The sequence below is a fragment of the Actinomadura formosensis genome, assembly GCF_050948385.1.
GTDB classification, from domain to species: domain Bacteria; phylum Actinomycetota; class Actinomycetes; order Streptosporangiales; family Streptosporangiaceae; genus Spirillospora; species Spirillospora formosensis.
Genome location: NZ_CP192011.1, coordinates 3,578,197 through 3,600,095, shown reverse-complemented (window position 1 = coordinate 3,600,095; position 21,899 = coordinate 3,578,197). Strand labels below are relative to the sequence as shown.

22 protein-coding genes and 1 pseudogene are annotated in these 21,899 nt (G+C 73.7%); 12 read left to right on the top strand and 11 right to left on the bottom strand.

Going from position 1 to position 21,899, the window contains the following annotated elements:
* Positions 1-56: 56 nt before the first annotated feature.
* Positions 57-1,004: an ATP-binding cassette domain-containing protein gene (locus ACQP1N_RS16950; RefSeq protein WP_067798288.1), complete on the top strand. Its 948-nt coding sequence runs from the start codon at positions 57-59 to the stop codon at positions 1,002-1,004.
* Between the two features lie 24 nt (positions 1,005-1,028).
* Positions 1,029-1,799 (top strand): ABC transporter permease, encoded by a 771-nt coding sequence (locus tag ACQP1N_RS16945; protein ID WP_207394149.1) that lies wholly within the window; start codon positions 1,029-1,031, stop codon positions 1,797-1,799.
* A gap of 55 nt (positions 1,800-1,854) precedes the next feature.
* On the opposite strand, the gene ACQP1N_RS16940 is transcribed toward ACQP1N_RS16945, so the two are convergent.
* Positions 1,855-2,859: an EamA family transporter gene (locus ACQP1N_RS16940; RefSeq protein WP_067798284.1), complete on the bottom strand. Its 1,005-nt coding sequence runs from the start codon at positions 2,857-2,859 to the stop codon at positions 1,855-1,857.
* A gap of 140 nt (positions 2,860-2,999) precedes the next feature.
* Between ACQP1N_RS16940 and ACQP1N_RS16935 the strand changes: the two genes are divergently transcribed.
* From ACQP1N_RS16935 to ACQP1N_RS16925, 3 genes are all read left to right on the top strand, one after another.
* Positions 3,000-5,834, top strand: coding sequence for a hypothetical protein (locus tag ACQP1N_RS16935; RefSeq protein ID WP_433232479.1), 2,835 nt, complete (start codon positions 3,000-3,002; stop codon positions 5,832-5,834).
* A gap of 101 nt (positions 5,835-5,935) precedes the next feature.
* On the top strand, positions 5,936-7,042 hold the full coding sequence (locus ACQP1N_RS16930) for a helix-turn-helix transcriptional regulator (protein ID WP_433232476.1): 1,107 nt from the start codon (positions 5,936-5,938) through the stop codon (positions 7,040-7,042).
* A 377-nt stretch (positions 7,043-7,419) separates the two neighbouring features.
* Complete coding sequence (locus ACQP1N_RS16925; RefSeq protein WP_433232473.1) at positions 7,420-7,905, top strand: DUF1062 domain-containing protein; 486 nt, start codon at positions 7,420-7,422, stop codon at positions 7,903-7,905.
* 110 nt (positions 7,906-8,015) lie between these two features.
* Here ACQP1N_RS16925 and ACQP1N_RS16920 read toward each other — a convergent pair whose 3' ends face one another.
* Complete coding sequence (locus tag ACQP1N_RS16920; protein WP_067802671.1) at positions 8,016-8,411, bottom strand: RidA family protein; 396 nt, start codon at positions 8,409-8,411, stop codon at positions 8,016-8,018.
* Positions 8,412-8,547: 136 nt separating this feature from the next.
* Between ACQP1N_RS16920 and ACQP1N_RS16915 the strand changes: the two genes are divergently transcribed.
* Complete coding sequence (locus ACQP1N_RS16915) at positions 8,548-9,528, top strand: helix-turn-helix transcriptional regulator (protein WP_067802675.1); 981 nt, start codon at positions 8,548-8,550, stop codon at positions 9,526-9,528.
* An 89-nt stretch (positions 9,529-9,617) separates the two neighbouring features.
* Here ACQP1N_RS16915 and ACQP1N_RS16910 read toward each other — a convergent pair whose 3' ends face one another.
* The 7 genes from ACQP1N_RS16910 to ACQP1N_RS16880 form a co-directional block, all read right to left on the bottom strand.
* Positions 9,618-10,133, bottom strand: coding sequence for an ATP-binding protein (locus ACQP1N_RS16910; protein WP_433232469.1), 516 nt, complete (start codon positions 10,131-10,133; stop codon positions 9,618-9,620).
* Between the two features lie 420 nt (positions 10,134-10,553).
* On the bottom strand, positions 10,554-10,760 hold the full coding sequence (locus ACQP1N_RS16905) for a DUF3040 domain-containing protein (RefSeq protein ID WP_067802680.1): 207 nt from the start codon (positions 10,758-10,760) through the stop codon (positions 10,554-10,556).
* A gap of 57 nt (positions 10,761-10,817) precedes the next feature.
* Positions 10,818-12,392 carry a family 10 glycosylhydrolase gene (locus ACQP1N_RS16900; protein ID WP_433232467.1) on the bottom strand — a complete coding sequence of 525 codons (1,575 nt, stop codon included), beginning with the start codon at positions 12,390-12,392 and terminating at the stop codon, positions 10,818-10,820.
* A 119-nt stretch (positions 12,393-12,511) separates the two neighbouring features.
* Positions 12,512-13,462, bottom strand: coding sequence for a S1C family serine protease (locus ACQP1N_RS16895; RefSeq protein WP_067802685.1), 951 nt, complete (start codon positions 13,460-13,462; stop codon positions 12,512-12,514).
* Positions 13,463-13,487: 25 nt separating this feature from the next.
* A complete protein-coding gene (locus tag ACQP1N_RS16890; protein WP_433232463.1) occupies positions 13,488-14,015 on the bottom strand; it encodes a hypothetical protein in 528 nt (175 codons plus the stop codon).
* Between the two features lie 167 nt (positions 14,016-14,182).
* Positions 14,183-14,746, bottom strand: coding sequence for a dihydrofolate reductase family protein (locus tag ACQP1N_RS16885; protein ID WP_067802688.1), 564 nt, complete (start codon positions 14,744-14,746; stop codon positions 14,183-14,185).
* 64 nt (positions 14,747-14,810) lie between these two features.
* Positions 14,811-15,047, bottom strand: coding sequence for a Tn3 family transposase (locus ACQP1N_RS16880; RefSeq protein ID WP_433232460.1), 237 nt, complete (start codon positions 15,045-15,047; stop codon positions 14,811-14,813).
* 55 nt (positions 15,048-15,102) lie between these two features.
* On the opposite strand from ACQP1N_RS16880, the gene ACQP1N_RS16875 reads away from it, so the two are divergent.
* From ACQP1N_RS16875 to ACQP1N_RS16850, 6 genes are all read left to right on the top strand, one after another.
* Positions 15,103-15,783, top strand: a complete 681-nt coding sequence (locus tag ACQP1N_RS16875; RefSeq protein ID WP_067802690.1) for a spermidine synthase — start codon at positions 15,103-15,105, stop codon at positions 15,781-15,783.
* 102 nt (positions 15,784-15,885) lie between these two features.
* Positions 15,886-16,476: a biotin transporter BioY gene (locus tag ACQP1N_RS16870; RefSeq protein WP_067802693.1), complete on the top strand. Its 591-nt coding sequence runs from the start codon at positions 15,886-15,888 to the stop codon at positions 16,474-16,476.
* A 177-nt stretch (positions 16,477-16,653) separates the two neighbouring features.
* The gene (locus ACQP1N_RS16865) at positions 16,654-17,889 is read left to right on the top strand and encodes an isochorismate synthase (protein WP_433232456.1); all 1,236 of its coding nucleotides are present in this window, start codon (positions 16,654-16,656) and stop codon (positions 17,887-17,889) included.
* Between the two features lie 65 nt (positions 17,890-17,954).
* Positions 17,955-18,971: a helix-turn-helix transcriptional regulator gene (locus ACQP1N_RS16860; protein ID WP_433232454.1), complete on the top strand. Its 1,017-nt coding sequence runs from the start codon at positions 17,955-17,957 to the stop codon at positions 18,969-18,971.
* 86 nt (positions 18,972-19,057) lie between these two features.
* Positions 19,058-19,540, top strand: coding sequence for a cation:proton antiporter regulatory subunit (locus ACQP1N_RS16855; RefSeq protein WP_433232452.1), 483 nt, complete (start codon positions 19,058-19,060; stop codon positions 19,538-19,540).
* A gap of 6 nt (positions 19,541-19,546) precedes the next feature.
* Positions 19,547-20,779 carry a cation:proton antiporter gene (locus tag ACQP1N_RS16850; RefSeq protein WP_067802704.1) on the top strand — a complete coding sequence of 411 codons (1,233 nt, stop codon included), beginning with the start codon at positions 19,547-19,549 and terminating at the stop codon, positions 20,777-20,779.
* A 79-nt stretch (positions 20,780-20,858) separates the two neighbouring features.
* Here the strand turns inward: ACQP1N_RS16850 and ACQP1N_RS16845 are convergent.
* Together ACQP1N_RS16845 and ACQP1N_RS16840 are read right to left on the bottom strand one after the other, a co-directional pair.
* Positions 20,859-21,008: pseudogene (locus ACQP1N_RS16845) on the bottom strand (3-oxoacyl-ACP reductase); the annotation flags it as partial.
* 63 nt (positions 21,009-21,071) lie between these two features.
* Positions 21,072-21,887 (bottom strand): Fpg/Nei family DNA glycosylase, encoded by an 816-nt coding sequence (locus ACQP1N_RS16840; protein WP_067802707.1) that lies wholly within the window; start codon positions 21,885-21,887, stop codon positions 21,072-21,074.
* Between the last annotated feature and the right edge of the window lie 12 nt (positions 21,888-21,899).

The window sequence follows — 21,899 nt, the reverse complement described above, 5'->3', positions numbered from 1 at the left end:
CTTGGTGTGACTGCAAAATTGGGGTTACTGTGTCGGGGTCGTCTTGAGGAGGTCATGTGATCGACGCACGCGGGCTCGCCCGCACCTTCACCACCGGGCACGGCACGGTCGAGGCCGTCCGCGGCGTGGACCTGGCGGTCGCGCCCGGCGAGATCGTCGGGTTCCTCGGCCCCAACGGCGCCGGGAAGACCACGACGCTGCGGATGCTGACGACGCTGCTGGCGCCGACCGCGGGAACCGCGGCCGTCGCGGGGTGCGACCTGCGCGGCGACCCGGCGGGCGTGCGCCGCCGCATCGGTTACGTCGCGCAGGGCGGCGGCACCGACCCGGCCGTCCCGGCCGGGGAGGAACTGGACCTGCAGGCCCGCCTCTACGGCGTCCCCGGCCGCGGTGAGCGGATCGCCGCGCTGTGCGCCCGCCTGAACCTGCGGGGGCTGGAGGCGCGCCCGGCGGGGTCGCTGTCGGGCGGGCAGCGCCGCCGCCTGGACATCGCGCTCGGGCTGGTGCACCGCCCGCCGCTGCTGTTCCTGGACGAGCCGACCACCGGCCTGGACCCGCAGAGCCGCGGCGACCTGTGGGACCACATCCGCGCCCTGCGCGAGCAGGACGGCACGGCGGTGTTCCTCACCACCCACTACCTGGACGAGGCCGACGCGCTGTGCGACCGGCTGCTGATCATCGACGGGGGCCGGATCGTCGCCGAGGGCACCCCCGCCGAGCTGAAACGCCGGGTCGCCGGTGACGTCCTCACCCTGGAACTGGCGGACGCGTCCGGCGCCGAACCGGCCCGCCGGGCCCTGTCGCCGCACCCGGCCGTCCGCGAGGCCACGGTCACCGGGCGCGGCGTGCGCCTCACCGTCGAGGACGGCGAGAAGGCCCTGATGAGCCTGATCCGGGCCCTGGACGGCGCCGGGGTGGAGCTGGCGTCGCTGAGCCTGTCGCGTCCCACCCTCGACGACGTGTTCCGCACCGTCACCGGCCGCTCCCTGCGCGACGCCGCCTGAACCAGGAGTACACGAGGAATGCAGATGTCTTTCACGCGCACGATGTCCGACACCCGGCTGATCTTCCTGCGGTACCTGCGGCAGACGCTGCGCAGCAAGGTCGCGGTGGTGTTCGGGGCGCTGCAGCCGCTGCTGTATCTGGTGCTGTTCGGCCCACTGCTGTCGGACCTGGTGCAGGTCCGCGGATTCGGCGCGGGCGGCGCCTGGCAGGTGTTCGTGCCCGGGGTGCTGATCCAGCTCGCGCTGTTCGGCGCCGGGTTCGCCGGGTTCGGGCTGATCGCCGATCTGCGGTCGGGGGTGGTGGAGCGGCTGCGCGTCACCCCGGCCAGCCGCACCGCGCTGCTGCTGGGCCGCGTCCTGCGCGACACCGTGGTGGTGGCGTTGCAGGGGGTGCTGCTGGTGGGGGCGGGGCTGGCGCTGGGGCTGCGCGCCCCGGCCGGCGGCATCGCCGTCGGGTTGCTGTTCGTGGTGTCGCTCGCGGTGAGCGTCGCGTCCCTGTCCTATGTGCTGGCGCTGCGGACCCGCACCGAGGACGCGTTCGCGCCGCTGCTGTCGGCGGTGACGCTGCCGCTGATGCTGCTGTCGGGGATCTTGCTGCCGATGAGCCTGGCGCCGGGCTGGCTGGACGTGGTGTCGCGGTTCACGCCGTTCCGGTACGTGGTGGACGCGGCGCGGGCGGCGTTCCTCGGCGACTACGCGACCGCCGCGGTCGCCGAGGGGACGCTGGTCGCGGTGGTGCTGCTGGTGGTGTCGGTGACGCTGGGCGCCCGCTGCTTCCGCCGCGAGAACGCCTGACCCCGGCGGCCGTCACGACGGCGGATTTCGCAGGGGCGTCACGAGGGCGGGGGCGTCACGAGGGCAGGGGCACGGCTCCCGGGTCGGCGCCCAGGCGGCGGTCCGGCGACCCGGAGGGCGGCGGGGCGGGCGGGACGTCCGGGCGGGCGGTGGCGGCGCGCTGGGCGATGTAGGCGCCGGCCAGCACGATCGCGCCGCCGGTCAGCTGCACCGGGGTGAGGCGCTCGCCGAGCACGGCCCAGGCGATGAGGGCGGCGGCGACGGCCTCGGTGTAGCAGATCGCGCCGCCGACCTGCGCCGACAGCCGCTGCAGGCCCGCGACGCCGGTGAGGTAGGCGAGGACGGTGCTGACGATCCCGATCCAGGCGACGAGCACCCAGCCGGGGGCGGTGTGCCCGGCGAGCGGGACGTGCGCGGGCAGCACGCCCCACGGCAGCGTCCACGGCGCGGCGAGCGGGACCAGGACGGCGGCGCCGACCACACAGCCGGAACCGGTGATGACCAGGGGGTCGACCTGCCCGGCGAGCCGGTCGACGATGAGGAAGTAGCTGGCCTGGCAGGCGGCGGCGCCGAGCCCGGCGGCCAGGCCGAGCGGGTCCAGCGCCAGGCCCGCCCACACCTGCACGACCAGCGCCAGCCCGGTCACGGCGATCGCGACGCCGGCGGCGGCCGTGCGGTGCACGGGGACGCGGCGCACCAGCCGCAGCCATCCCAGCACGATGACCGGGCCGCTGAACTCCAGCAGGATCGCCACGCCGACCGGCAGCCTGGACGCGGCGACGAAGTAGCACGCCTGGCAGCCGGCGACGCCGGTCAGCCCGTAGACGACCAGGGCGCGCGCGTGGGGGCGCAGGCCGCGCAGCACTGCGCGTCCCCGCAGGGCCGCCACCAGCGGCGCCAGCACCAGCGCCGCGACCGCGATCCGCAGCCACACCGCCTGCAGCGGGCCGAGCCCGGCCTCGATGAGGGCCTTGCCGAACGGCCCGGACGCGCCGAAGCAGACCGAGGAGAACACCGCCAGTCCGAGGCCGAGGCCGCGGGTGCGCGCCGCGCCGTCCATCCACCACCCCCGTCACGCGCCCGCCCTCGCGGCGGCTAATGAGCATCCTGCCACAACAGTCCTTACGGGCCGAGGGGAGGATACCGGCCCGTGACTCCCGCGATGCCGCGGGGCCGCACCGGGCGACTACTATTCGCCGGATGAGCTGGCAGGCGGCCGGGGCGGGGCCCGGCGGAACCGGAGGCGGTCCGAGCGGCGACCTGTTCGCCTCGGTCGAGGGCAACGTGCGCGAGCTGGTGGCCTCACCGTGGTGGCGGGCCGCGCCGCCCGCCGACCGCGCGGCCCAGGTCGCCGCGCGGATGCTGTGGGGCGCCGGCGAATGGTGGCTCTACGGCGCCTGGGGACGCTGGTACCGGTGCGGCCTGGACGGCGCCTGGCACCCCTGCCCGCCCCCGGCCGAGTTCGAGGACCGCCGCGTCGCGGTCCCCGCGCCGCGCGGCGCCGGGACCCCGCCGGTCCCGCCGCAGCTGTTCCCCACCGGCCCCGACCTGTCGGCGGGGCGGGTGGCGCCGCTGGGGTTCCTCGGGCCCGTCCCCGACACCGCCGTCGTGGCGCGCATCTCCCAGGCCCTCACCACCGCGCTGGCGGTCGACCCGCAGCAGTTCGCCCAGCGCGACCCGATGTTCCAGCCCGGCACGCCCAGCACCGTCGCCGCCGCGTGGGGCGCGCTGCTGTGGTGCGCCGGGTCCCCGGTCGTGCTGACCGAGCACCCGCTGATCGAGTCGTTCATCCCGTTCCTGACCACCTCCGCCGACCGGCTGCACTGGATGATGCCGCCCGACTTCGCCACCCTGGCCGGCTACTACATCCACCGGCTCGGCGCCGGCGACGGCGGCGGCGCCGCCCACATCGCCCGCGTCATGTACGAGGTGGCCGCCGGGCTGCAGGCCGACCCCCGGTTCCGGCCCGGCGCCGACGCCCTGGCCGCCGTCACCGCCGCGTCGCTGCGGATGGTCAACCAGGACATGGCCACCGTCCGGTACGGGCCCGACGCCGTTCTGCAGGAATGGCGGCGCCGCTGCCCCGCCGAGTACGCCATCCCGATGGTCCGCGACACCGCGCCCGGCGAGTACCTGCGCCTGGCCCTGTACGACCTGCAGGAGATCGTCGCGGGGCTGACCGGGCCGCGCCCGGCCGCGCCCGGCCGCAGCCACGACGAGGTCCGCCGCGCCGGGATCGCGGTGCTGGCCGCCGACCTGCAGGCCGCGCCGGGCGCGCTGCCGGCGCTGCAGCGCTGGCTGGACCCCGACAGCACCCGCACCCTGCAGGCCGTCCTGTCGGACCCGGCCAATCCGCTGCGGTCGCTGTGGCCGCGCGACGGGCGGCTGTCCGACGCGCTGCGCAGCGCCGACGCCGACGCCCTGGCCGCGCTGCTGGCCACCACCTACACCCTCGGGCTGACGTGGTGCCGGCTCGCGCAGGTCCCGCCGCCGGCGAGCGGGTTCGCGGTGCCGCAGGCGGTCGCGGCGGAACTGACGTCCCCGGCGATGCACACCCCGCCGTCCACCGACGAGTTGTCGGCGTGGGACATCATCAAGGCCGCCCGCGCCCACATGGCCGCCGAGCGCGCCATGTCGGGCACCGACCAGCCGGTCGCGCCGGTGCCCGAGCCGGCGCAGGACGCGCCGGGCCCGCCGCCCGCGGTGGCGCCCGCCCCTCCCCCGGCCGCGCCCCCGCCGGTGCCGCCCGAAGCGCCGCGGGCCCACCACGAGCAGCCGTCCCCGCCGCCCGCGCCGTCGGATCCGTTCGCCGCGGACGCGCCGCCGCCGCGGATCGCGCCTCCGCCTGCCCCGGCGGTGCCCGAGCCCCGGCCGCAGGCACCGGCCCAGCCGCCCAGTCCACCACCTGGTCCGGTGCCCGAGCCGCCGTCGTGGCCGCGGCCGGACGCGACGACGGCCGACGCGCCGCCCGCCCCCGTCGTCCCCGCGCAGCCCTCCGCGCCGCCACCGGGGCCCGAGCCGGTGTGGCCGGCGGAGCCGCAGCGGACGCAGCTGGACACCGACGCGTTCAGGACCCAGCTCGATCCGGGCCCGGCATGGCCCGGCACCGGCACTCCCGCACCGCCGGTCCCGGCGCCGTCACCGCCGCTCGACCCCGCCCCGCAGGCGGATCTTCCGCCGCCGCCGGTGCCGGTGCCCGAGCCGCCCCCGCCGGTGCCGCCCGCCCCGGTGCCCGCGCAGGTCCCGCAGGTCGCCGAGGCGTACGGGATCCGGTTCCTGTGCGGCGCCGACGACATCGAACGCGTCGTCACCGAGGTGCGGAGGCGCGGCAAGTGGGCACGGCGGCTGCGCGGGCAGGAGGTGTCGAGCGCGTCGGCGCCGGCGCTGCTGCTGATCGGCGCGCCGTCCAGCGGGCAGCGGCGGCTGGCCCGGATGGTGGCGCGCGCGCTGGCGGAGGTGGAGGCCTCCAGCGGCGAGGTCCACGGCGTGCACGCCGAGGATCTGCGTGAGCACGGCCCCGACGGGCTGCGCGCCGCGCTGATGGAACACGCGGGCCACGTGCTGCTGCTGGACGGCCTGGACGGGCTGATCCTGGACGAGGCCGACGGCGCCGCCTACGCCTCCGTGCTGTACCGGACGCGGCTGGAGGGCGTGAACGACACGGCGCTGCTGGGGACGTGCGAGCCGGACCGGGTCGGGGAGCTGACGGCGGCGTCGCCGGAGCTGACGGCGGACCTGCGGGCGGTGCGGCTGCCGGATCTGACCGATCCGCGGGCACGGGCGGCGCTGGTGCGGCTGCTGGCCGAGGAACGCAGCCTGCGGCTCAGCGCCGACGCGCAGGCGGTGGTGGACCGCGAGGTGGGGTCGCTGCGGCCGCGGGGGCGGCTGACCGGCGCGCGGCTGGTGGAGTCCTACCTGGACCGTGCCGCGACACGGCATCTGGGCAGCGCGGAGGCGACGCAGGCGATCGGCAGCGCACTGTCGCTGACGGCGGCCGATTTCGAGGGGCTGGCGGCGGAACTGTCGGGCCGCTGACCCCGCCGCCTGCCCGGTTCGCCGTGCCCGCCCGGTTCACCGTGCCGGGAGGTTTTTGGGTCCCGGGGGCGGTGAAATGCCGGTGGGCGGGGTCACGATGAGTGTGTGGATCGCATCGACCGGCTGCTGCCGCCCGCTCCGAGCCGCTGGACCCGCCGGTCCTGGCGGCGCGGCTGGGGGTCAGTGAGCGGACCGTCCGCCGTGACCTGGAGCTGCTGACGCACGGCGGGCTGCCGGTGCGGGCGCGGAAGGGCCGCGGCTACGTGCTGCCCGAGCCGCCGGGCCCGGCGCCGCTGAGCGAGGTGGAGTCGCTGATGGGGCCGGTGCGCGAGACGCTCGCCGAGGCGGTCCGCCCCCGCCGGGTCGTCCGGCTCGCCTACACCGACCAGGCGGGGGCGCGCAGCTTCCGGGACGTGGAGGCGCACGGCCTGGTCATCGCCCCCTACGGGGAGTACCTGGTGGGGTGGTGCCGGATGCGGGACGGGCCGCGGATGTTCCGGCTGGACCGGATCGGGGCCGCGTTCCTGGCGGGGCGGAGCGGGCAGGTGCGGGATCTGGACGAGCTGCTGGCGGTGCTGCGGGTGCCGGTGCCGCGTCCGCGGGCGGGTGCGGGTGCGGGCCCGCGGGGCCCGGCGGGGGCGGCGCGGGCCCGGGCGTGGACGCTGGACCGGCTGGAGTTCGTGCGGTCGCGGCTGCGCGAGGCCACCGCCGAGGCGCGCGGCGGCGGGGCCGGTGCCGCGGCGCTGCGCGGGGTGCTGGGGCATCTGGCGGAGTGGACGCGCTGGCAGGCGGCGGCGATCCGGGCGGCGGCGACGGGTGAGGAGCCGGTGCTCGCGGGGCGCCGCCCGCTGTTCCCGCCGGTGTTCGACCGGGAGCTGGCCTATGACGCGCGGGAGCGGATGATCCAGGACGCGATGGCGTTGCGGTCGCTGGGCGAGCTGGCGCGCGATCTGGAGGAGGTCCTGAGGGCGGTGGCGCATTGGGCGGCGGACTGCGACGACGGGTTGTGGGAGGGCGAGCTGCCCGATCCGCGCCCCTACGGCCCGCCGGGTCCGCCGCGCCCGCTGGCGGATCTGCTGGCGGGCCGGCGCGGCCCCCTCGCCCACATCGAGTGGCATCTGGACCGTCTCGCCGATGAGCCGCCGCTGCCGCTGGGCGACGAGGACGAGGACGTGTGGATCGTGGACCGCTGCCCCCTGCAGGCGTGACGGGGGTTGAGGAACATCGGAACTGTGATTCTTGGAACCGGCGGTAAGCCTCAGCCGCTGCTGGTCAGTCGCCGGAAAACCGTTTGAGCCTTCCTTCTGCGTTCCTGTACGTTGCCTGCGGCCCATCGCAGTGAGGACAGAGGACAAAACCGCGTGACCCCGCCTGCTCTTTAGACCTGACACCTTCTTCCGCTCACCTGTAGCCGACGTTCCCGCCGGTTCTGCCGGGCTGCCCTTGTGCGCCCGGTCATACAGCGTTCGAGGTCGCGCGTAATCGGCCTCGTGTCAGGTCTAGAGAGATCATGTCTTCACAACCTCATACCGTGCTGCCCTGGGCTGTTCGTCGGACCAGGCTGCCTCTGCTGTCGTTGCGGTGCGTGGGCTGCCGGTCGGAGTCGGCCACCACCGGCGAGGGCAGGTTCCGCGTCAACGCCAACGGCAAGCTGCTGGAGGTGTGGCTGCTGGTCCGCTGCGTATCCTGCGATCGGACGAGCAAGCTCACCGTGCGCGAGCGGGCGCCGGTCAGATCCTTCGATCCGGCCGAGCTCCACGGCTACCGCGTCAACGATCCGGAACTGGTGGCGTCCAGGCTGCTGGATCCGCTGCTCGCCCGGCGCAACCGCTTCGCCCTGGACTGGACGGGGGCCTGGTGGCTGGACACCCCGTCGGCATGGTTCGAGGAGGCGTGGCCGGTCCCGGTGGAGGTCGTCTTCGAGGACCCGGTTCCGGTGCGCCCGGAACGGCTCATCGCGCAAGGGCTCGGCCTCAGCAGGAACGAGGTACTGCGCCGGATCAAATGCGACATTCCGCTGCGCCGTCCGACGAGTACCGGATTCACCTTCACCGTGATGGCCAGGGACTAGCGGAAATGTAGCCGCGGCACGCGCGATCCCCATCCTGAGCACCGGAAATCGCCCACCCGCCCGCTACTCGTGCCGCCTCCGGCAGCCCTGCCGGAGGCGGCGAGGCCGCATCACGCGACGGCGGTCCCCTCAAGCTCGACCATCAGGTCGGGGATCGCCAGCCGTGTCACCCCGAGCATCGTGGTGGACGGTGCCACCCCGGCGGCGCCCAACCGCGACGCCAGCACGCCGTAGTGCTCGAAGAGCCGATCGACGTCGGTGGTGTAGACGTTGAGCCGGACCAGGTTCGCGAGGGACATGCCGGCCTCGCCGAGCACGGCCTCCAGGTTGTCGAGGCTCAGCGCCAGCTGCGCCGCCATGTCATCAGTGTGCTGGGGCTTGCCGTCGCCGCTCATCGCGGTCTGCCCGGCGCAGTACAGGGTCCGGGTGTGCCCGGAGACGATCTCACCCTGGTGGTACCCCATCTCCACCGACCACGCCCACGGGTTGACCGCCGTTCGCTCCATTGCCGCATTCGCTCCATTCGATTCGTCGACATTACGCATGCCGATCAGTTCGGTGGCCGCCATCTTTTTGGTGGCGCTGATGAGCCTCCCAACAAATCACGACATCCTGTGTCGTGTATTTCGATAAAGTTCTCGCATGCGCGCCGATCGGCTGGTCTCGCTGGTGTTGCTGCTGCGGCAGCACGGTCGGCTGTCCGCGGCCGCGCTGGCCCGCGAGCTGGAGGTGTCCACCCGCACCGTGCTGCGCGACATCGAGGCGCTGTCCGCGGCCGGCGTCCCGGTCTACGCCGAACGCGGCCGGCACGGCGGTTTCGCGTTGCTGCCCGGTTTCCGGACCGAGCTCACCGGGCTGAACCACGACGAGGCCCTTGCCCTGCTGGTCGCCGGATCGCGGCGCGGCGCGCAGGCATTCGGTCTCGGCTCGGCGCTCGCTTCGGCGATGCTCAAGGTGGTCGACGCGCTACCCGAAAGCTATCGGGACACCGCGGCCGGCGCGGCCGAGCGATTGCTCATCGACCCGGAGACCGATCTCCTCTCGCGCCGGCTGGTCGTTGAGGAGGTGCCTGACGCCGTAGTGGCCGAGGTTCGGCGCGCGGTGTTCGCCGGACGCAAGTTGCGCATCTACTACGCGGCCGCGGGTCAGACCCCGAAGTGGCGCACGGTGGACCCGATCGGCCTGGTCACCGTACGCGACCAGGGCTACTTGCTGGCCACGAGGTCGGGCGCGGACCGCACCTACCGGCTGTCCCGGGTCTTGGCCGCCGAGGAACTCGCCGAACCCGCACAGCGTCCAGACCGGGTCGATCTGGACCGGGCCTGGCAGGAACGCAGCACGCGGTTCCGGACCGGCGGGGACCAGGTCACCGTGCTGGTACGGATGGACCCGGCGCGGCGGGAGGACCTGGTGGGCACCGCGCTGGCCGTCCGCGCCGAAGAAACCGACGCGGACGGCAGGCTGCGGCTGGAGGTGACCTTCCAAGATCCGAGACACGCCGAATGGGCGCTGTGGCGGCTCGCCGCGAGCGCCGAAGCCCTGGCCCCGCAGTGGTTGCGCGCCGCCCTGCGCGACCGCGCCGCCGCGATCGCCGCCTCCTACGGGTGTCAGCCTGAGAGTTGATGGGCGGTTCGCCTGCCAGGCCGTCATGACGATCAGCGGGGCGAAGGTCTTGACGGCACTCACTGGGGAGCCGTGACGCGGGGCCGGGGTCAGCGGGCGGGTGCGGTGCGGGGGGTGAGGTGGCGGGTGAACCAGACGGTCTTGCCGGGCGGCGCGGGCCGGGCGCCGAACTCGGTGGCGAGGGCGGCGACAAGGAGCAGTCCGCGGCCGCCCTCGGACCAGTCCGGGACGCCGGGCGGCGCGGCGGGGGCGGCGGGCGCGGCCGGGTCGGCGTCGCCGACCTCGGCGGTGAGGACGGCGCCGTCGATGCACAGGGCGAGGCGGACGGGCCCGGTGCCGTGCACGACGGCGTTGGTGACGAGTTCGTCGACCATGAGGACGATGTCGCCGGTCTCGGCGGGGTCGGTGACGTGCCAGCGCCGCAGCGTCCGGGCGGTGAGGTCGCGGGCGCGGGAGGCGGCGCGGGTCTCGGCGGCCAGCGCCCAGACCGCCGCCCCGCCGGCGGCGCCGTCCGCGCCGTCCTGCCCACCGTCCTGCCCGCCGTCCTGCTCGCCGTCCGCCGCGGTGCCGGCGGGTGTTGCGGTCGCGGTGTCCGTGGTGTTCATTGCACTGTCCCCCGTTTTCTGCGGCATGTCCGGTATACGGCCGCGGGCGGCGGCCCCCAGCCGCGCGGTCATAGTCAGGACGCGTGCGGCCGAGGGGTGGTGCACGGGCGCAGGCAACCCTCACCCGGGGGTGAGGTGAGCGACACACGCGGGGCGGCGGTGGAGGAGGCACCCGCCGGGAGCCGTTACAGTGGATGCGTCGGTGTGGCATGTGTCCCCCGGGCTCTACCTGACGCCTTCGGGGAATACCGCCGGTCCCATGCGGTCCGGGCTGGAGCTTCGTTGTGCCTTTCGCCGTGAGGCGACCACCACACCGGCTTGAACGCCGAGGCCCCGGCGAGATCGATCTCGCCGGGGCCTCGGCGTTCGCGTGTCCGCGGGCGGGGAGGTTCTGGCAGGGGTTCTGCGGGGGACGGGGGGCTACAGGACGGCTGCCGCGACCGCGGCGCCGGCCGCGGCGAGAACGAGGATGACGGCGGTGGCGGCCAGGACGATGGTGCGGATGCGGATGCGGTACGTGCGGGGGGTGCCGAGGCGGGCGAGGCGCTGGGCCAGCCGGGGATCGTCCTCGCTCAGGCGGACCTCGATCTGGGTGAGGATCCGCTGCTCCTCCATCGACAGCGCCATGCTTGCAACCTCCGGGGGGTGATCAGGTGTCTGGTTCATCCCCCAAGATCATGATCATTATCCCTTCGGGACGGTGACCGTCGCGCCGCGTGCGGGAGCGCTTTCGTGGTGGAGCCGGTCGAGGGCGGTGACGTAGTAGGTGTAGGTGCGGCCGGGTTTGGCGGTGGGGTCGATGATGCCGCCGCCGCGGATGCCGGCGATGAGGTCCCGGGGGTCGACGGGGGCGCAGCCGGGGCGGGTGCCGTCGGCGCGGTAGACGGCGTAGGACGTGGCGCCCTGGGAGGGGCGCCAGCCGACCCGCACGCCCTTGCCTGCGGCTGGGGCGGCGGTGGTGCCGTGGACGGGCGGGGGCGCGGTGCCACTGCCGGCGACGGGCCGCAGGGCGGGACGGCTGTAGTGGTCGCCGCGGAGGCGGGCGGCGAATCCGCGGCGGTTGGCGGCGATGTCGGAGGCGCTGAAGAACACGTCACCGCGGACCTGCGGGTACCGGGCGTTCACGGTGAGGTGCCGTGACAGCTCGGCGGGGTTCCTCCAGGTGGCGTCGGCGCCGACGCGGTATCCGGCCTGCCCGATGGTCAGCTGCACGCCGGTGCCCTTGACCTGGTCGGCCCACCAGGCGACGAGCTTGGCGTAGTCGGCGCGGGGGTCGCCGATCGGCCAGTACAGCTGGGGGGTGATGTAGTCGACCCACCCCTTTTTGATCCATGTGCGGGTGTCGGCGTAGATGTCGTCGTAGCTCTGCAGGGCGCGGGTGGGTGATCCGGCGGGGTCGCTGGTCCTGTTGCGCCAGACCCCGAAGGGGCTGATGCCGAACCGGACCCACGGCTTGGCGCCGTGGATCTTGCGCGACAGCGACTCCACGAGGGTGTCGACGTTCTTGCGGCGCCAGTCGCCGCGGTTCATGCCCTTGCCGTAGGTCTTGTAGGTGGCCTCGTCGGGGAAGTCGCCGTCCTCGGGATAGGGGTAGAAGTAGTCGTCGAAGTGGACGGCGTCGATGTCGTACTTGGTGACGACGTCCATGACGGCCTGGGTGGCCAGGTCCCGGACCTGCGGCAGGCCCGGGTCGTACCACAGGCCCTCGCCGTAGCGGCGGACCCAGTCGGGGTGCCGGCGGGCGGGGCTCTTGGGCGACAGTTTGCTCACATCGCCTTGGCGGGACACCCGGTAGGGATTGAACCAGGCGTGGAACTCCAGGTTGCGGGCGTGGGCCTCCTTGAGCATGAACGCCAGGACGTCGTAGCCGGGGTCCTTGTCCTGCGTGCCGGTGATCCACTGCGACCACGGCTCGTAGGGCGAGGCGTAGAACGCATCGGAGTTGGGGCGGATCTGGACGAACACCGCGTTCATGTTCATCACGGTCGCGGTGTCGAGGAGCTTGACGAACTGCCTCTTCTGCGCGTCGGCGTCCGCGCCGGCGTTCTTGGGCCAGTCGGTGCCGCCGACGGTGGTGATCCACATGCCGCGCAGCCGCCGGGCCTTGGAGTCGCCGGGCGCGGAGATCCGCGCGCACTCGGCCTTGGCTCCGGGGGGCACGGCCCCGCCTCCCCCGCGTTCGCCGGTGCCGCCGAGCGTGGGGATGCCGCAGGCGGCGAGCGCACCCGCCGACACTCCCGCCGTCACCGCCGCCGCCACTGCCCGGGTCCTAGATCGCCATGCCATAGCCGCCCATTGTTACGCACCCGTTGCGATGCTCGGGCCACATCCGCCACCGGCGCCGTCCCCCCGGCACGGGGTTTCGCGGCGCGCGGCGGTCAGGCGTGCTCGGCGTCGAGTTCGACGGGCTCGGCGATGACGTCGACCAGGGCACCGTTGCGCAGCACGGTGATGGGCAGGGGCCGGCCGATGGCCTCGGCGAACATCAGCCTCTGCAGCGACTGGGCGTGCGCGACCGGGGCGCCGCCGGCGGTCAGCACCAGGTCGCCGCGCCGCAGCCCGGCACGCTCGGCGGGACTGCCTGGCACGACCTGCGCGACGCGCAGCGCGCCGTCCTGCCCGAGGCGGGCGCGCAGCGGCGCGGGGACGGGGACGGGCCCGGCGGCCAGGCCGAGGTAGGCGCGGCGGACGCGGCCGTGGCCGATCAGCGCGGCGATGATGCGGCGGGTCGTGGCGTTGACGGGGACGGCCAGGCCGAGGCCGATCCCGGCGACGGCGGTGCTGACACCGACGACACGGCCGCGGGCGTCGGCGAGCGCGCCACCGGAATTGCCCGGGTTGAGGGCGGCGTCGGTCTGGATGACGTCCTCGATGACGCGGACGGCGGTGCCGGAGCGGGTGGGCTGCGCGGTCGGCAGGGACCGGCCCAGCGCCGACACCACGCCCGCGGTGACCGACCCGGCCAGGCCGAGCGGGTTGCCGACGGCCACGACCAGCTGCCCGACGACCAGGGCGTCGGCGTCGCCGAGGATGACCGGTCCGGGGACGGGCCCCTCGGCGCGGACGACGGCCAGGTCCGACAGCGGGTCGCTGCCGGCGACGGTGAACGCGGCCGTGGTGCCGTCGGCGAACGCGGCCTGCCCGCCGGACGCCGAGCCGACGACGTGGGCGTTGGTGAGCAGGAACCCGTCGCCGGTGAACACGACCGCCGACCCGGCGCCCTCCCCGCGGTGGTGCCGGACGCGCAGCGCCGCCACGCGCGGTGTCAGCTCGCGGGCGACCCCGGACACCACGCGGGAGTAGGCGTCCAGCGGCTCGGTCTCGTCCATGACGACCTCCCGAATGATTACAACATTACACATTAACCATCCGGGCGGAAGGGCTGTTCCCCCACCGGTCCGCGGGGACCGGGGATCCCAGGAGTATGCGCCGAAAAACCAACGGATATCCCTGACCTGCACTGATGCCGAGAGCTGGGATCAGCGGTGTTGGCGCGGGCAGCGCGTCATTCGTCGCCGGGGCGGGTGGTTCGTCGAGATCGGGATTGCGGGTTACCGGCCCCGGCCAGTCGGCGACGTAGGCGATGACGGTGTCTTGGGTGATGGCGAACAGCGGCGCCTCCAGGTCCAAGAGGGCGTCGATGTCGGTGGTCGACAGTGCCCGGGTGCGGCCGGGGGCGTGGCCGCGCCGGCGGAGCCGCCGGGTCGGATCGGTGCTGAGCCAGCCTTGGTCGATCCAGAAGGACATGGCCGAGCGCAGGGCGTCCAGGTGCCGGTTGAAGGTCGCGGCCGCCCGGTGGTTCCACCGATCACCGAACCAGGCCGTCAGTCGTTCGACCGGGCCTCGCCCGCAGAGGACCGCGATCGGAAGGACTTCTGTCAAGGGGCCGTGGCCGGCTCCGAAGGTCGACCAGGTCGAGGCTGTCGCGGCGAAGTACGCGGCGGACTGGTCTGCCCGGGGACACCGCAAGATCGCCGCGATGATGCGCGCCGACGGCTACGAGGTGTCGACGTCGACCGTGGAACGGGCGCTGCGCCGAGGTGGGGTACTCAGCGCCTGGTCTCGTACCTGGTCAGGAGTACGCCGTCGGGGAACGTCCGGGTCTCCATCAGGGTCAGGTTCACCCAGTTGTCCAGGGCCGTAAAGAACGGCGTGCCGCTGCCCACCAAGACCGGTGCGGTGACCAGCACGTACTCGTCGATCAGCCCGGCCCGCATCGCCGCTGCGGCAAGTGTGGCGCCGCCGATGTCCATGGGGCCGCCATCCTCGGCCTTGAGCCGGGTGATCTCGGTGACCGCGTCGCCGGTGACCAGGCGGGTGTTCCAGTCGACCGTGCTGATCGTGGAGGAGAACACCACCTTCGGCATGTCCCGCCAGCGGCGGGCGAACTCGATCTCCGCCGGTGTGGCGCCGGGCTGCTGGTCGGCGGTCGGCCAGTGGGAGCTCATCGTCTCCCACAATTTGCGCCCGTACAGCGCCAGGCCGGTCGCCCCCACCCGGTCGGACCACCACTGGAACAGCTCGTCGCTCGGTACGCTCCAGCCGAGGTCGTCGCCGGGCGCGGCGATGTAGCCGTCCAGGCTCAGGTTCATGCCGTAGGTCAGTTTCCGCATGGCGTCAGCCTCCTGTGAGCCGGTACTCGGCGTACAGACCAGCACGGCGCGGAAAAATCATCGGTCAGGCCACACCGAGGGCCGGTTCACCACCACGCCAAGCGGATGCTGCGTGCGGAAGGGAACCCCGTACGTACACCCGACGCCAGGACGCTCGGACCGCCATGACCTTGACCCGCCTCCCGCCCGACAAGGACGACTCCAGCGAGTGGTGATAGTTCACGATCACCGTGTTGGCCTCGCGCAGGGTGTCCTCGCGCACGTACCACTCCTGGGTCCAGGCCAGCACGTCGTAGGGCACCCCGCACGCCCTGCCCCGGGCGGGGCGGGGGCGCGGTGGGGCTAGGGTGCGGGGCATGGGAATCGCTGTGGCAGGGGAGCCGGTGGTGGTGGAGCGCGCCGCCGGCGTCGGCGGTGAGCTGGTGCTGCGCCGCGCCGGCACCGACTACGAGATCATCAGCAACGGCGTGTTCCTCATGGACACCCGCAACGGCGAGTCCGAGCGGCTGCTGGTGCGCACCGCCCTGCAGGGGCTGGACGGGCCGGTGCGGCTGCTCATCGGCGGCCTGGGCGTCGGGTTCTCCCTCGCCGAGGCGCTCACCCTGCCGCAGGTGGCGCACGTCACCGTCGTCGAACGCGAACCCGCCGTCATCACCTGGCACGGCACGCTGCTGCGGCCCTGGTCGCAGGGCGCCCTGGACGACCCCCGCGTGACCGTGCGGCGCGCCGACCTCCTCGACGTCGTCGCCGCCCCCGGCACCGGCCGTTTCGACGCGCTGTGCCTGGACATCGACAACGGCCCCGACTGGACGGTCACCCCCGGCAACGCCCGCCTCTACGCCCCCACCGGCCTGGACCTGCTCGCCCGGCTGCTGACTCCCCGCGGCGTCCTCGCGGTGTGGAGCGCGAACGCCGCACCGGCGTTCGAGGCGCTGCTGCGCGAACGGTTCACGCGGGTGCGGGCCCGCCCGGTCCCGGTGCCGCGCGGCGAGCCCGACGTCGTCTACCTGGCCGCGCAGCCGCGCACCGGGGAGTGACCCGACAAACCGGGCCGGCAGGTTTCTGTAGCCCCACCCGCTCCCACCTCGGAAAACCCATTCGCTAAGTTTCGGCCTAGCAAAACCTATTTGGGAGGATTTGTGGCTACTGCCCATGCAGCCCAGCGGCGCCCCGCCGTCCTGGGCGACCTGCTGCCCGGCTCGCTGGCCCGCGACGCCGCCCTCGTCGCCGGTTCCGCCGCCCTCGTCGGCATCGCCGCGCAGATCGCGGTCCCGCTGCCCGGCACCCCCGTCCCGGTCACCGGGCAGACCTTCGCCGTCCTGCTCGCCGGCGCCGCCCTCGGCTTCGGCCGCGCGGCCCTCGGCATGCTCGTCTACCTGCTCGCCGGCATGGCGGGCGTCCCCTGGTTCACCGACGGCGCCTCCGGCACCGGATTCCCGACACTCGGCTACATCATCGGCTTCGTCATCGCCGCCGCCGTCGTCGGGCGCCTCGCCCAACTCGGCGGCGACCGCACCCCGCTGCGCACCGTCGGCACCATGCTCACCGGCACCGTCATCATGTACGCCGCCGGCGTCCCCTACCTGATGGCCGCCCTGCACGTCGACCTCGCCAAGGCCATCGACCTCGGCATGACCCCGTTCCTGGCCGGCGACGCGCTGAAGGTGCTGCTGGCCGCCGCGCTGCTGCCCGCCGCCTGGAAGCTCACCGGCGCCGGCCACCGCGGCTGACCCGCCCGCCCGTCCGTCCCGTCCCCGCGCATGGGAACGGGACGGACGGGCATAGGCACCCCGCACATCAGCGAGCCGCCCACGGGCCGCCCGGGGATCGAGCGTGTGGCGCACACCTCACACCGCTCCCCCGCCCCGACCATTTGAACAGGTTCAAATCTGGCGTACAGTGGCCTCGTGAAGCTCGCCGTGACAGCACCGGACCGACTCACCGTCCGCACCGTCCCGGTCCCCGACCCGGGCGACCTCATCGCGCGGCTTCCGCACCCCTCCGCCCTCGCCTGGATCCGGCACGGCGAGGGCATCGTCGGCTGGGGCGAAGCCGCCCGCCTCACCCTCCCCGGCGGCGACGACCGCTTCACCGCCGCCACCCGCCTGCTCACCGACCTGTTCGGCGCCGCCGACGTCGACGACCCCGTCGCCGTCCCCGGCTCCGGGCCCGTCGCATTCGGCGCCTTCGGCTTCGACCCCAAATCCCCCGACTCCACCCTCATCATCCCCCGCCGCATCCTCGGCCGCCGCGACGGCACGGCATGGCTCACCACCATCGGCGACGACACCGACCCCCTCACCCTCGCCAACCCGCCCCGGCCCCCCGAAAACCTGCGCTGGAGCTGCGGCGCCCTCCCCGGGCACGACTGGAAACAGGCCGTCGCCACCGCCGTCGACCGCATCAGGCAGGGACACCTCGGCAAGGTCGTCCTCGCCCGCGACCTCACCGCCCGCTCCACCACCCCCATCGACGCCCGCGTCCTGCTGCGACGCCTCGCCGCCCGCTTCCCCGGCTGCTACACCTTCTCCTGCGCCGGCATGGTCGGCGCCACCCCCGAACTCCTCATCCGCCGCACCGGCGGCGACATAGAATCCCTCGTCCTGGCCGGCACCACCGCCCGCGGCGCCACCCCCGCCGACGACCAGGCCCGCGCCGGGCACCTGTTCACCTCCGCCAAGGACCGCGAAGAACACCGCTACGCCGCCGAAATGGTCCGCGACGCCCTCGCCCCCCTGTGCGCCCACCTGACCGTCCCGGACCAACCCGAACTGCTCACCCTCCCCAACGTCATCCACCTCGCCTCCCCCATCACCGGGCACCTGGCCGCCGACCGGTCCGTCCTGGACGTCGTCGCCGCCCTGCACCCCACCCCCGCCGTCTGCGGCACCCCCACCGACATCGCCCTCGACCTCATCCGCGAACTCGAGGGCATGGACCGCGGCCGCTACGCCGGCCCCGTCGGCTGGGTCGACGCCCGCGGCGACGGCGAATGGGGCATCGCGCTGCGCTGCGCCGAGATCAACGGCACCCGCGCCCGCCTGTTCGCCGGCTGCGGCATCGTCGCCGACTCCGACCCCGCCGCCGAACTCGCCGAAGCCCACACCAAGTTCCGCCCCATGCAGTACGCACTCCAGGGCTGACCCGCCGCCCGGCACAAACGACAGACCAGTACAAACGACAGACCAGGACGCGGCAGACTAAGACGATGCGCGCGAGCCGGCTGCTGTCCCTCCTGCTGCTCCTGCAGACCCGCGAACGCATGACCGCACGCGAACTCGCCACCGAACTCGAAGTCTCCATCCGCACCATCTACCGCGACGTCGAATCCCTCAGCGCCGCCGGCGTCCCCATCTACGCCGACCGCGGCCCCGACGGCGGCTACCGCCTCCTCGGCGGATACCGCACCCGCCTCACCGGCCTCACCGAAGCCGAAGCCGCCTCACTCCCCCTGTCCGGCATCCCCGGCCCCGCCACCCAACTCGGCCTCGGCGACGTCCTGGCCGCCGAACTCAAACTCCTCGCCGCCCTCCCACCCGCCCTGCGCACCCGCGCCACCCGCATCCGCGAACGCTTCCACCTCGACGCCCCCGGCTGGTTCCGCACCCCCGACCAAGTCCCCCACCTGCACGCCATCGCCGACGCCGTCTGGAACCAGCACCGCATCCAGGTCCGCTACCACCGCTGGAAACACCCCCAGCACGTCACCCGTACCCTCGACCCCCTCGGCGTCGTCCTCAAGGCGGGCACCTGGTACCTCATCGCCCGCCCCACCCACCCCGACCCCGACCACCCCGGCCCGCCGGAACCCCGCACCTACCGCATCTCCCGCGTCCTCACCCTCCACACCCTCACCGAACACTTCGACCGCCCCGGCGGATTCGACCTCGCCGCCCACTGGACCGCCTACACCCAACGCTTCGAAGCCGACTCCTACCCCGGCCAGGCCACCATCCGGCTCTCCCCCAACGGCCTCGCCCGCGCCGCGATCCTCCTCCCACCCGTCATGGCCCGCGCCGCCCACACCACCGCCACCGCCCCCGGACCGGACGGATGGGTCCAGGCCACCCTCCCCATCGAATCCGTCCGCCACGCCCACGTCGAAATCCTCAAACTCGGCGCCGACGCCGAAGCCCTCGACCCGCCCGAACTCCGCGACATGATCACCGAAACCGTCCGCGCACTCGCCACCCGGTACGCTTCAAAAGCCTCCCATCTGCGATGATGACCGGCCATACCCGGCGCCCCACCCCACCACGGCCCGGGACGGTCACCAACGACCCGGCACAGCGAAACGGAGGACGAAGCACCGTGGACGTCGAACGGACCGCGTTGCCCGGAATCGGCCTGCAGCACGTCATGACCACCGCACGAGGCCGCCAGATCGGCATCATCTCCCACCGCACCGGCCGCCGCGACCTGGTCATCTACGACAGGGAAGACCCCGACAGCTGCATCGCCACCGTCGCCCTCACCCCCGACGAGGCCACCGCCGTCGCCGAACTCCTCGGCACCGGACGCATCGTCGAACACCTCGCCGAACTCCACCGCCAGGTCGACGGCCTCGTCACCGAACAGTTCCCCATCCCCGCCGGCTCCCCCTACGACGGCCGTCCCCTCGGCGACACCCGCGCCCGCACCCGCACCGGCGCCTCCATCGTCGCCGTCGTCCGCGGAGGCGAGGTCATCGCCAGCCCCCGCCCCGACTTCACCTTCACCGCCGGAGACATCATCGTCGTCGTCGGCACCGGCGAGGGCACCGCCGCCGTCGCCCAGATCCTCACCGACGGCTGACCACGCATGCACTCAGCCGTCCAACTCATCGAACTCGGCGCGATCATCCTGGCCCTCGGCCTGCTCGGCGCCGTCTCCGTCCGCTTCTCCATCTCCCCCATCCCGCTCTACCTCATCGCCGGCCTCGCCTTCGGCTCCGGCGGCATCCTCCCCCTCACCACCAGCGAGGACTTCGTCTCCGTCGGAGCCGAAGTCGGCGTCATCCTCCTGCTGTTCAGCCTCGGCCTCGAATACACCGCCGGCGAACTCGTCGGCACCCTGCGCACCTCCGCACCCGTCGGCCTCGCCGACCTCGCCCTCAACGCCGCCCCCGGCGTCGCCGCCGCCCTCCTGCTCGGCTGGGGCCCCGTCGCCGCCGTCGCCATGGGCGGCATCACCTACGTCACCTCCTCCGGCATCACCGCCAAAGTCATCGGCGACCTCGGCTGGCTCGGCAACAGAGAAACCCCCTCCGTGCTCTCGGTCCTCGTCTTCGAAGACCTCGCCATGGCCGCCTACCTGCCCATCCTCACCACCCTGCTCGCCGGCGCCGGCCTGCTCGGCGGCGCCACCGCCCTCGCCATCGCCGCCGCCACCATCACCGCCATCCTCTACATCGCCCTCCGCCACGGCACCCTCGTCGAACGCTTCGTCACCAGCCCCAGCGAAGAAGTCCTCCTGCTCAAGGTCCTCGGCCTCACCCTCCTCGTCGCCGGCATCGCCCAGCGGCTCCAGGTGTCGGCCGCCGTCGGCGCGTTCCTCGTCGGCATCGCCCTGTCCGGCACCCTCGCCCACACCGCACAGCGGCTCCTCACCCCCCTGCGCGACCTGTTCGCCGCCGTCTTCTTCGTGTTCTTCGGCCTGCACACCGACCCCGCCGACCTGCTCCCCGTCCTCGGCACCGCCGCGGCCCTCGCCGCCACCGGCATCCTCACCAAGATGGCCACCGGCTGGATCACCGCCCGCCGCGCCGGCATCGCCACCACCGGACGACTACGCGCCGGCACCGCCCTCATCCCCCGCGGCGAATTCAACATCGTCATCGCCGGACTCGCCGTCAGCGCCGGAACCACCCCGCGCCTCGGCCCCCTCGCCGCCGCCTACGTCCTCATCCTCGCCATCGCCGGCCCCCTGCTGGCCCGCACCGCCGAACCCGCCGCCGCCCGCCTGCGGCACCGGCGCGCACAACGCCGCACACCCCAGACCGACGACGACGTCCCCCTCCCCTCCAGACCCGCCCCCGCCGGCGAGAGGGCCTGAAGCAGCAACCGAACGGCCCCCACCCGCCGTCGATGAGATGGTCGGCTCCGGTGGTGCTCGCCGCGAGCGGGGAAGCAAGGCAGGCGACCAGGGCGGCGACCTCTGCCGGTTCCACGAGCCGTCCCGTGGTCATGCCCATCGCCGCGGGCAGCCCGGCCACCAGCTGCTCCCGCGCCAGCCCGAGTGAGGCAGCGAGCTGGGCACCGTAACCGTCGGGCGACTCCCACATGGCGGTGCGCACCGGTCCGAGCGACACCGTACGCACGCGTTCCGCTCCACCCGAGGCCGGTGCTCAAACGGCGGACGGCTGGCAGCCCGGACACCAGAACAGGTTCCGGCCCGCCAACTCCACCGCCGCCACCGGCGTCCCGCACACCAGGCACGGCTGCCCCGCACGCCGGTACACATACACCTCACCACCATGATCATCCACCCGCGGCGCACGCCCCATCGCCTCCGGCGTGTGCTCCGGGCGAACCGTGTCGATCCGCCCCACCCGCACACCCTCCGCCATCAGCAGCACCAGATCGTCCCAGAGCGCCGACCACTGCTCCGCCGTCACCCGCCGCCCCGGCAACAGCGGATCGATCCCCTGCCGGAACAGCACCTCCGCCCGGTAGATGTTCCCCGGACCCGCCACCACCGACTGATCCATCAGCAACACCGCGATCGGCGTCCGCGCCCGGCTCACCCGCCGCCACGCCACCTCCGGATCGGCATCCACCCGCAACGGATCAGGCCCCAGCCGATCCCGAAGCCGCTTCACCTCACCCGGCTCCAGCACCTCACACGTATTGGGACCCCGCAGATCCGCGACATGCCCGCCACCCACCAGCCGCAACCGCACCACCCCCACCGGCGCCACCGCCGGCGACTCCCCGAACACCCACCGCCCATAGATCCCCAGATGGACGTGCAGCGTCAGCTCATCGTCGAACCCGAGCAGCAGATGCTTGCCATGCGCGTCCGCCACCGACAGCACCCGCCCGTCCAGCCGCCGCGCCCCCTCGGCGAAACGCCCCTGCGGGCTCGTGGCGGAAACGGTGAGACCGCCGAACATCCGCTGATGCTCGACGGCCAGGCGATGAATCGTGTGTCCCTCCGGCATGGCCGGAGCATA

Bases quoted from the DNA above. Each gene is read 5' to 3' on its own strand.
- ACQP1N_RS16945 (WP_207394149.1), top strand. From the start codon at position 1,029: ATGTCTTTCACGCGCACGATGTCCGACACCCGGCTGATCTTCCTGCGG.
- ACQP1N_RS16940 (WP_067798284.1), bottom strand. From the start codon at position 2,859: ATGGACGGCGCGGCGCGCACCCGCGGCCTCGGCCTCGGACTGGCGGTG.
- ACQP1N_RS16935 (WP_433232479.1), top strand. From the start codon at position 3,000: ATGAGCTGGCAGGCGGCCGGGGCGGGGCCCGGCGGAACCGGAGGCGGT.
- ACQP1N_RS16920 (WP_067802671.1), bottom strand. From the start codon at position 8,411: ATGGAGCGAACGGCGGTCAACCCGTGGGCGTGGTCGGTGGAGATGGGG.
- ACQP1N_RS16915 (WP_067802675.1), top strand. From the start codon at position 8,548: ATGCGCGCCGATCGGCTGGTCTCGCTGGTGTTGCTGCTGCGGCAGCAC.
- ACQP1N_RS16910 (WP_433232469.1), bottom strand. From the start codon at position 10,133: ATGAACACCACGGACACCGCGACCGCAACACCCGCCGGCACCGCGGCG.
- ACQP1N_RS16905 (WP_067802680.1), bottom strand. From the start codon at position 10,760: ATGGCGCTGTCGATGGAGGAGCAGCGGATCCTCACCCAGATCGAGGTC.
- ACQP1N_RS16895 (WP_067802685.1), bottom strand. From the start codon at position 13,462: ATGGACGAGACCGAGCCGCTGGACGCCTACTCCCGCGTGGTGTCCGGG.
- ACQP1N_RS16885 (WP_067802688.1), bottom strand. From the start codon at position 14,746: ATGCGGAAACTGACCTACGGCATGAACCTGAGCCTGGACGGCTACATC.
- ACQP1N_RS16875 (WP_067802690.1), top strand. From the start codon at position 15,103: ATGGGAATCGCTGTGGCAGGGGAGCCGGTGGTGGTGGAGCGCGCCGCC.
- ACQP1N_RS16860 (WP_433232454.1), top strand. From the start codon at position 17,955: ATGCGCGCGAGCCGGCTGCTGTCCCTCCTGCTGCTCCTGCAGACCCGC.
- ACQP1N_RS16850 (WP_067802704.1), top strand. From the start codon at position 19,547: ATGCACTCAGCCGTCCAACTCATCGAACTCGGCGCGATCATCCTGGCC.
- ACQP1N_RS16840 (WP_067802707.1), bottom strand. From the start codon at position 21,887: ATGCCGGAGGGACACACGATTCATCGCCTGGCCGTCGAGCATCAGCGG.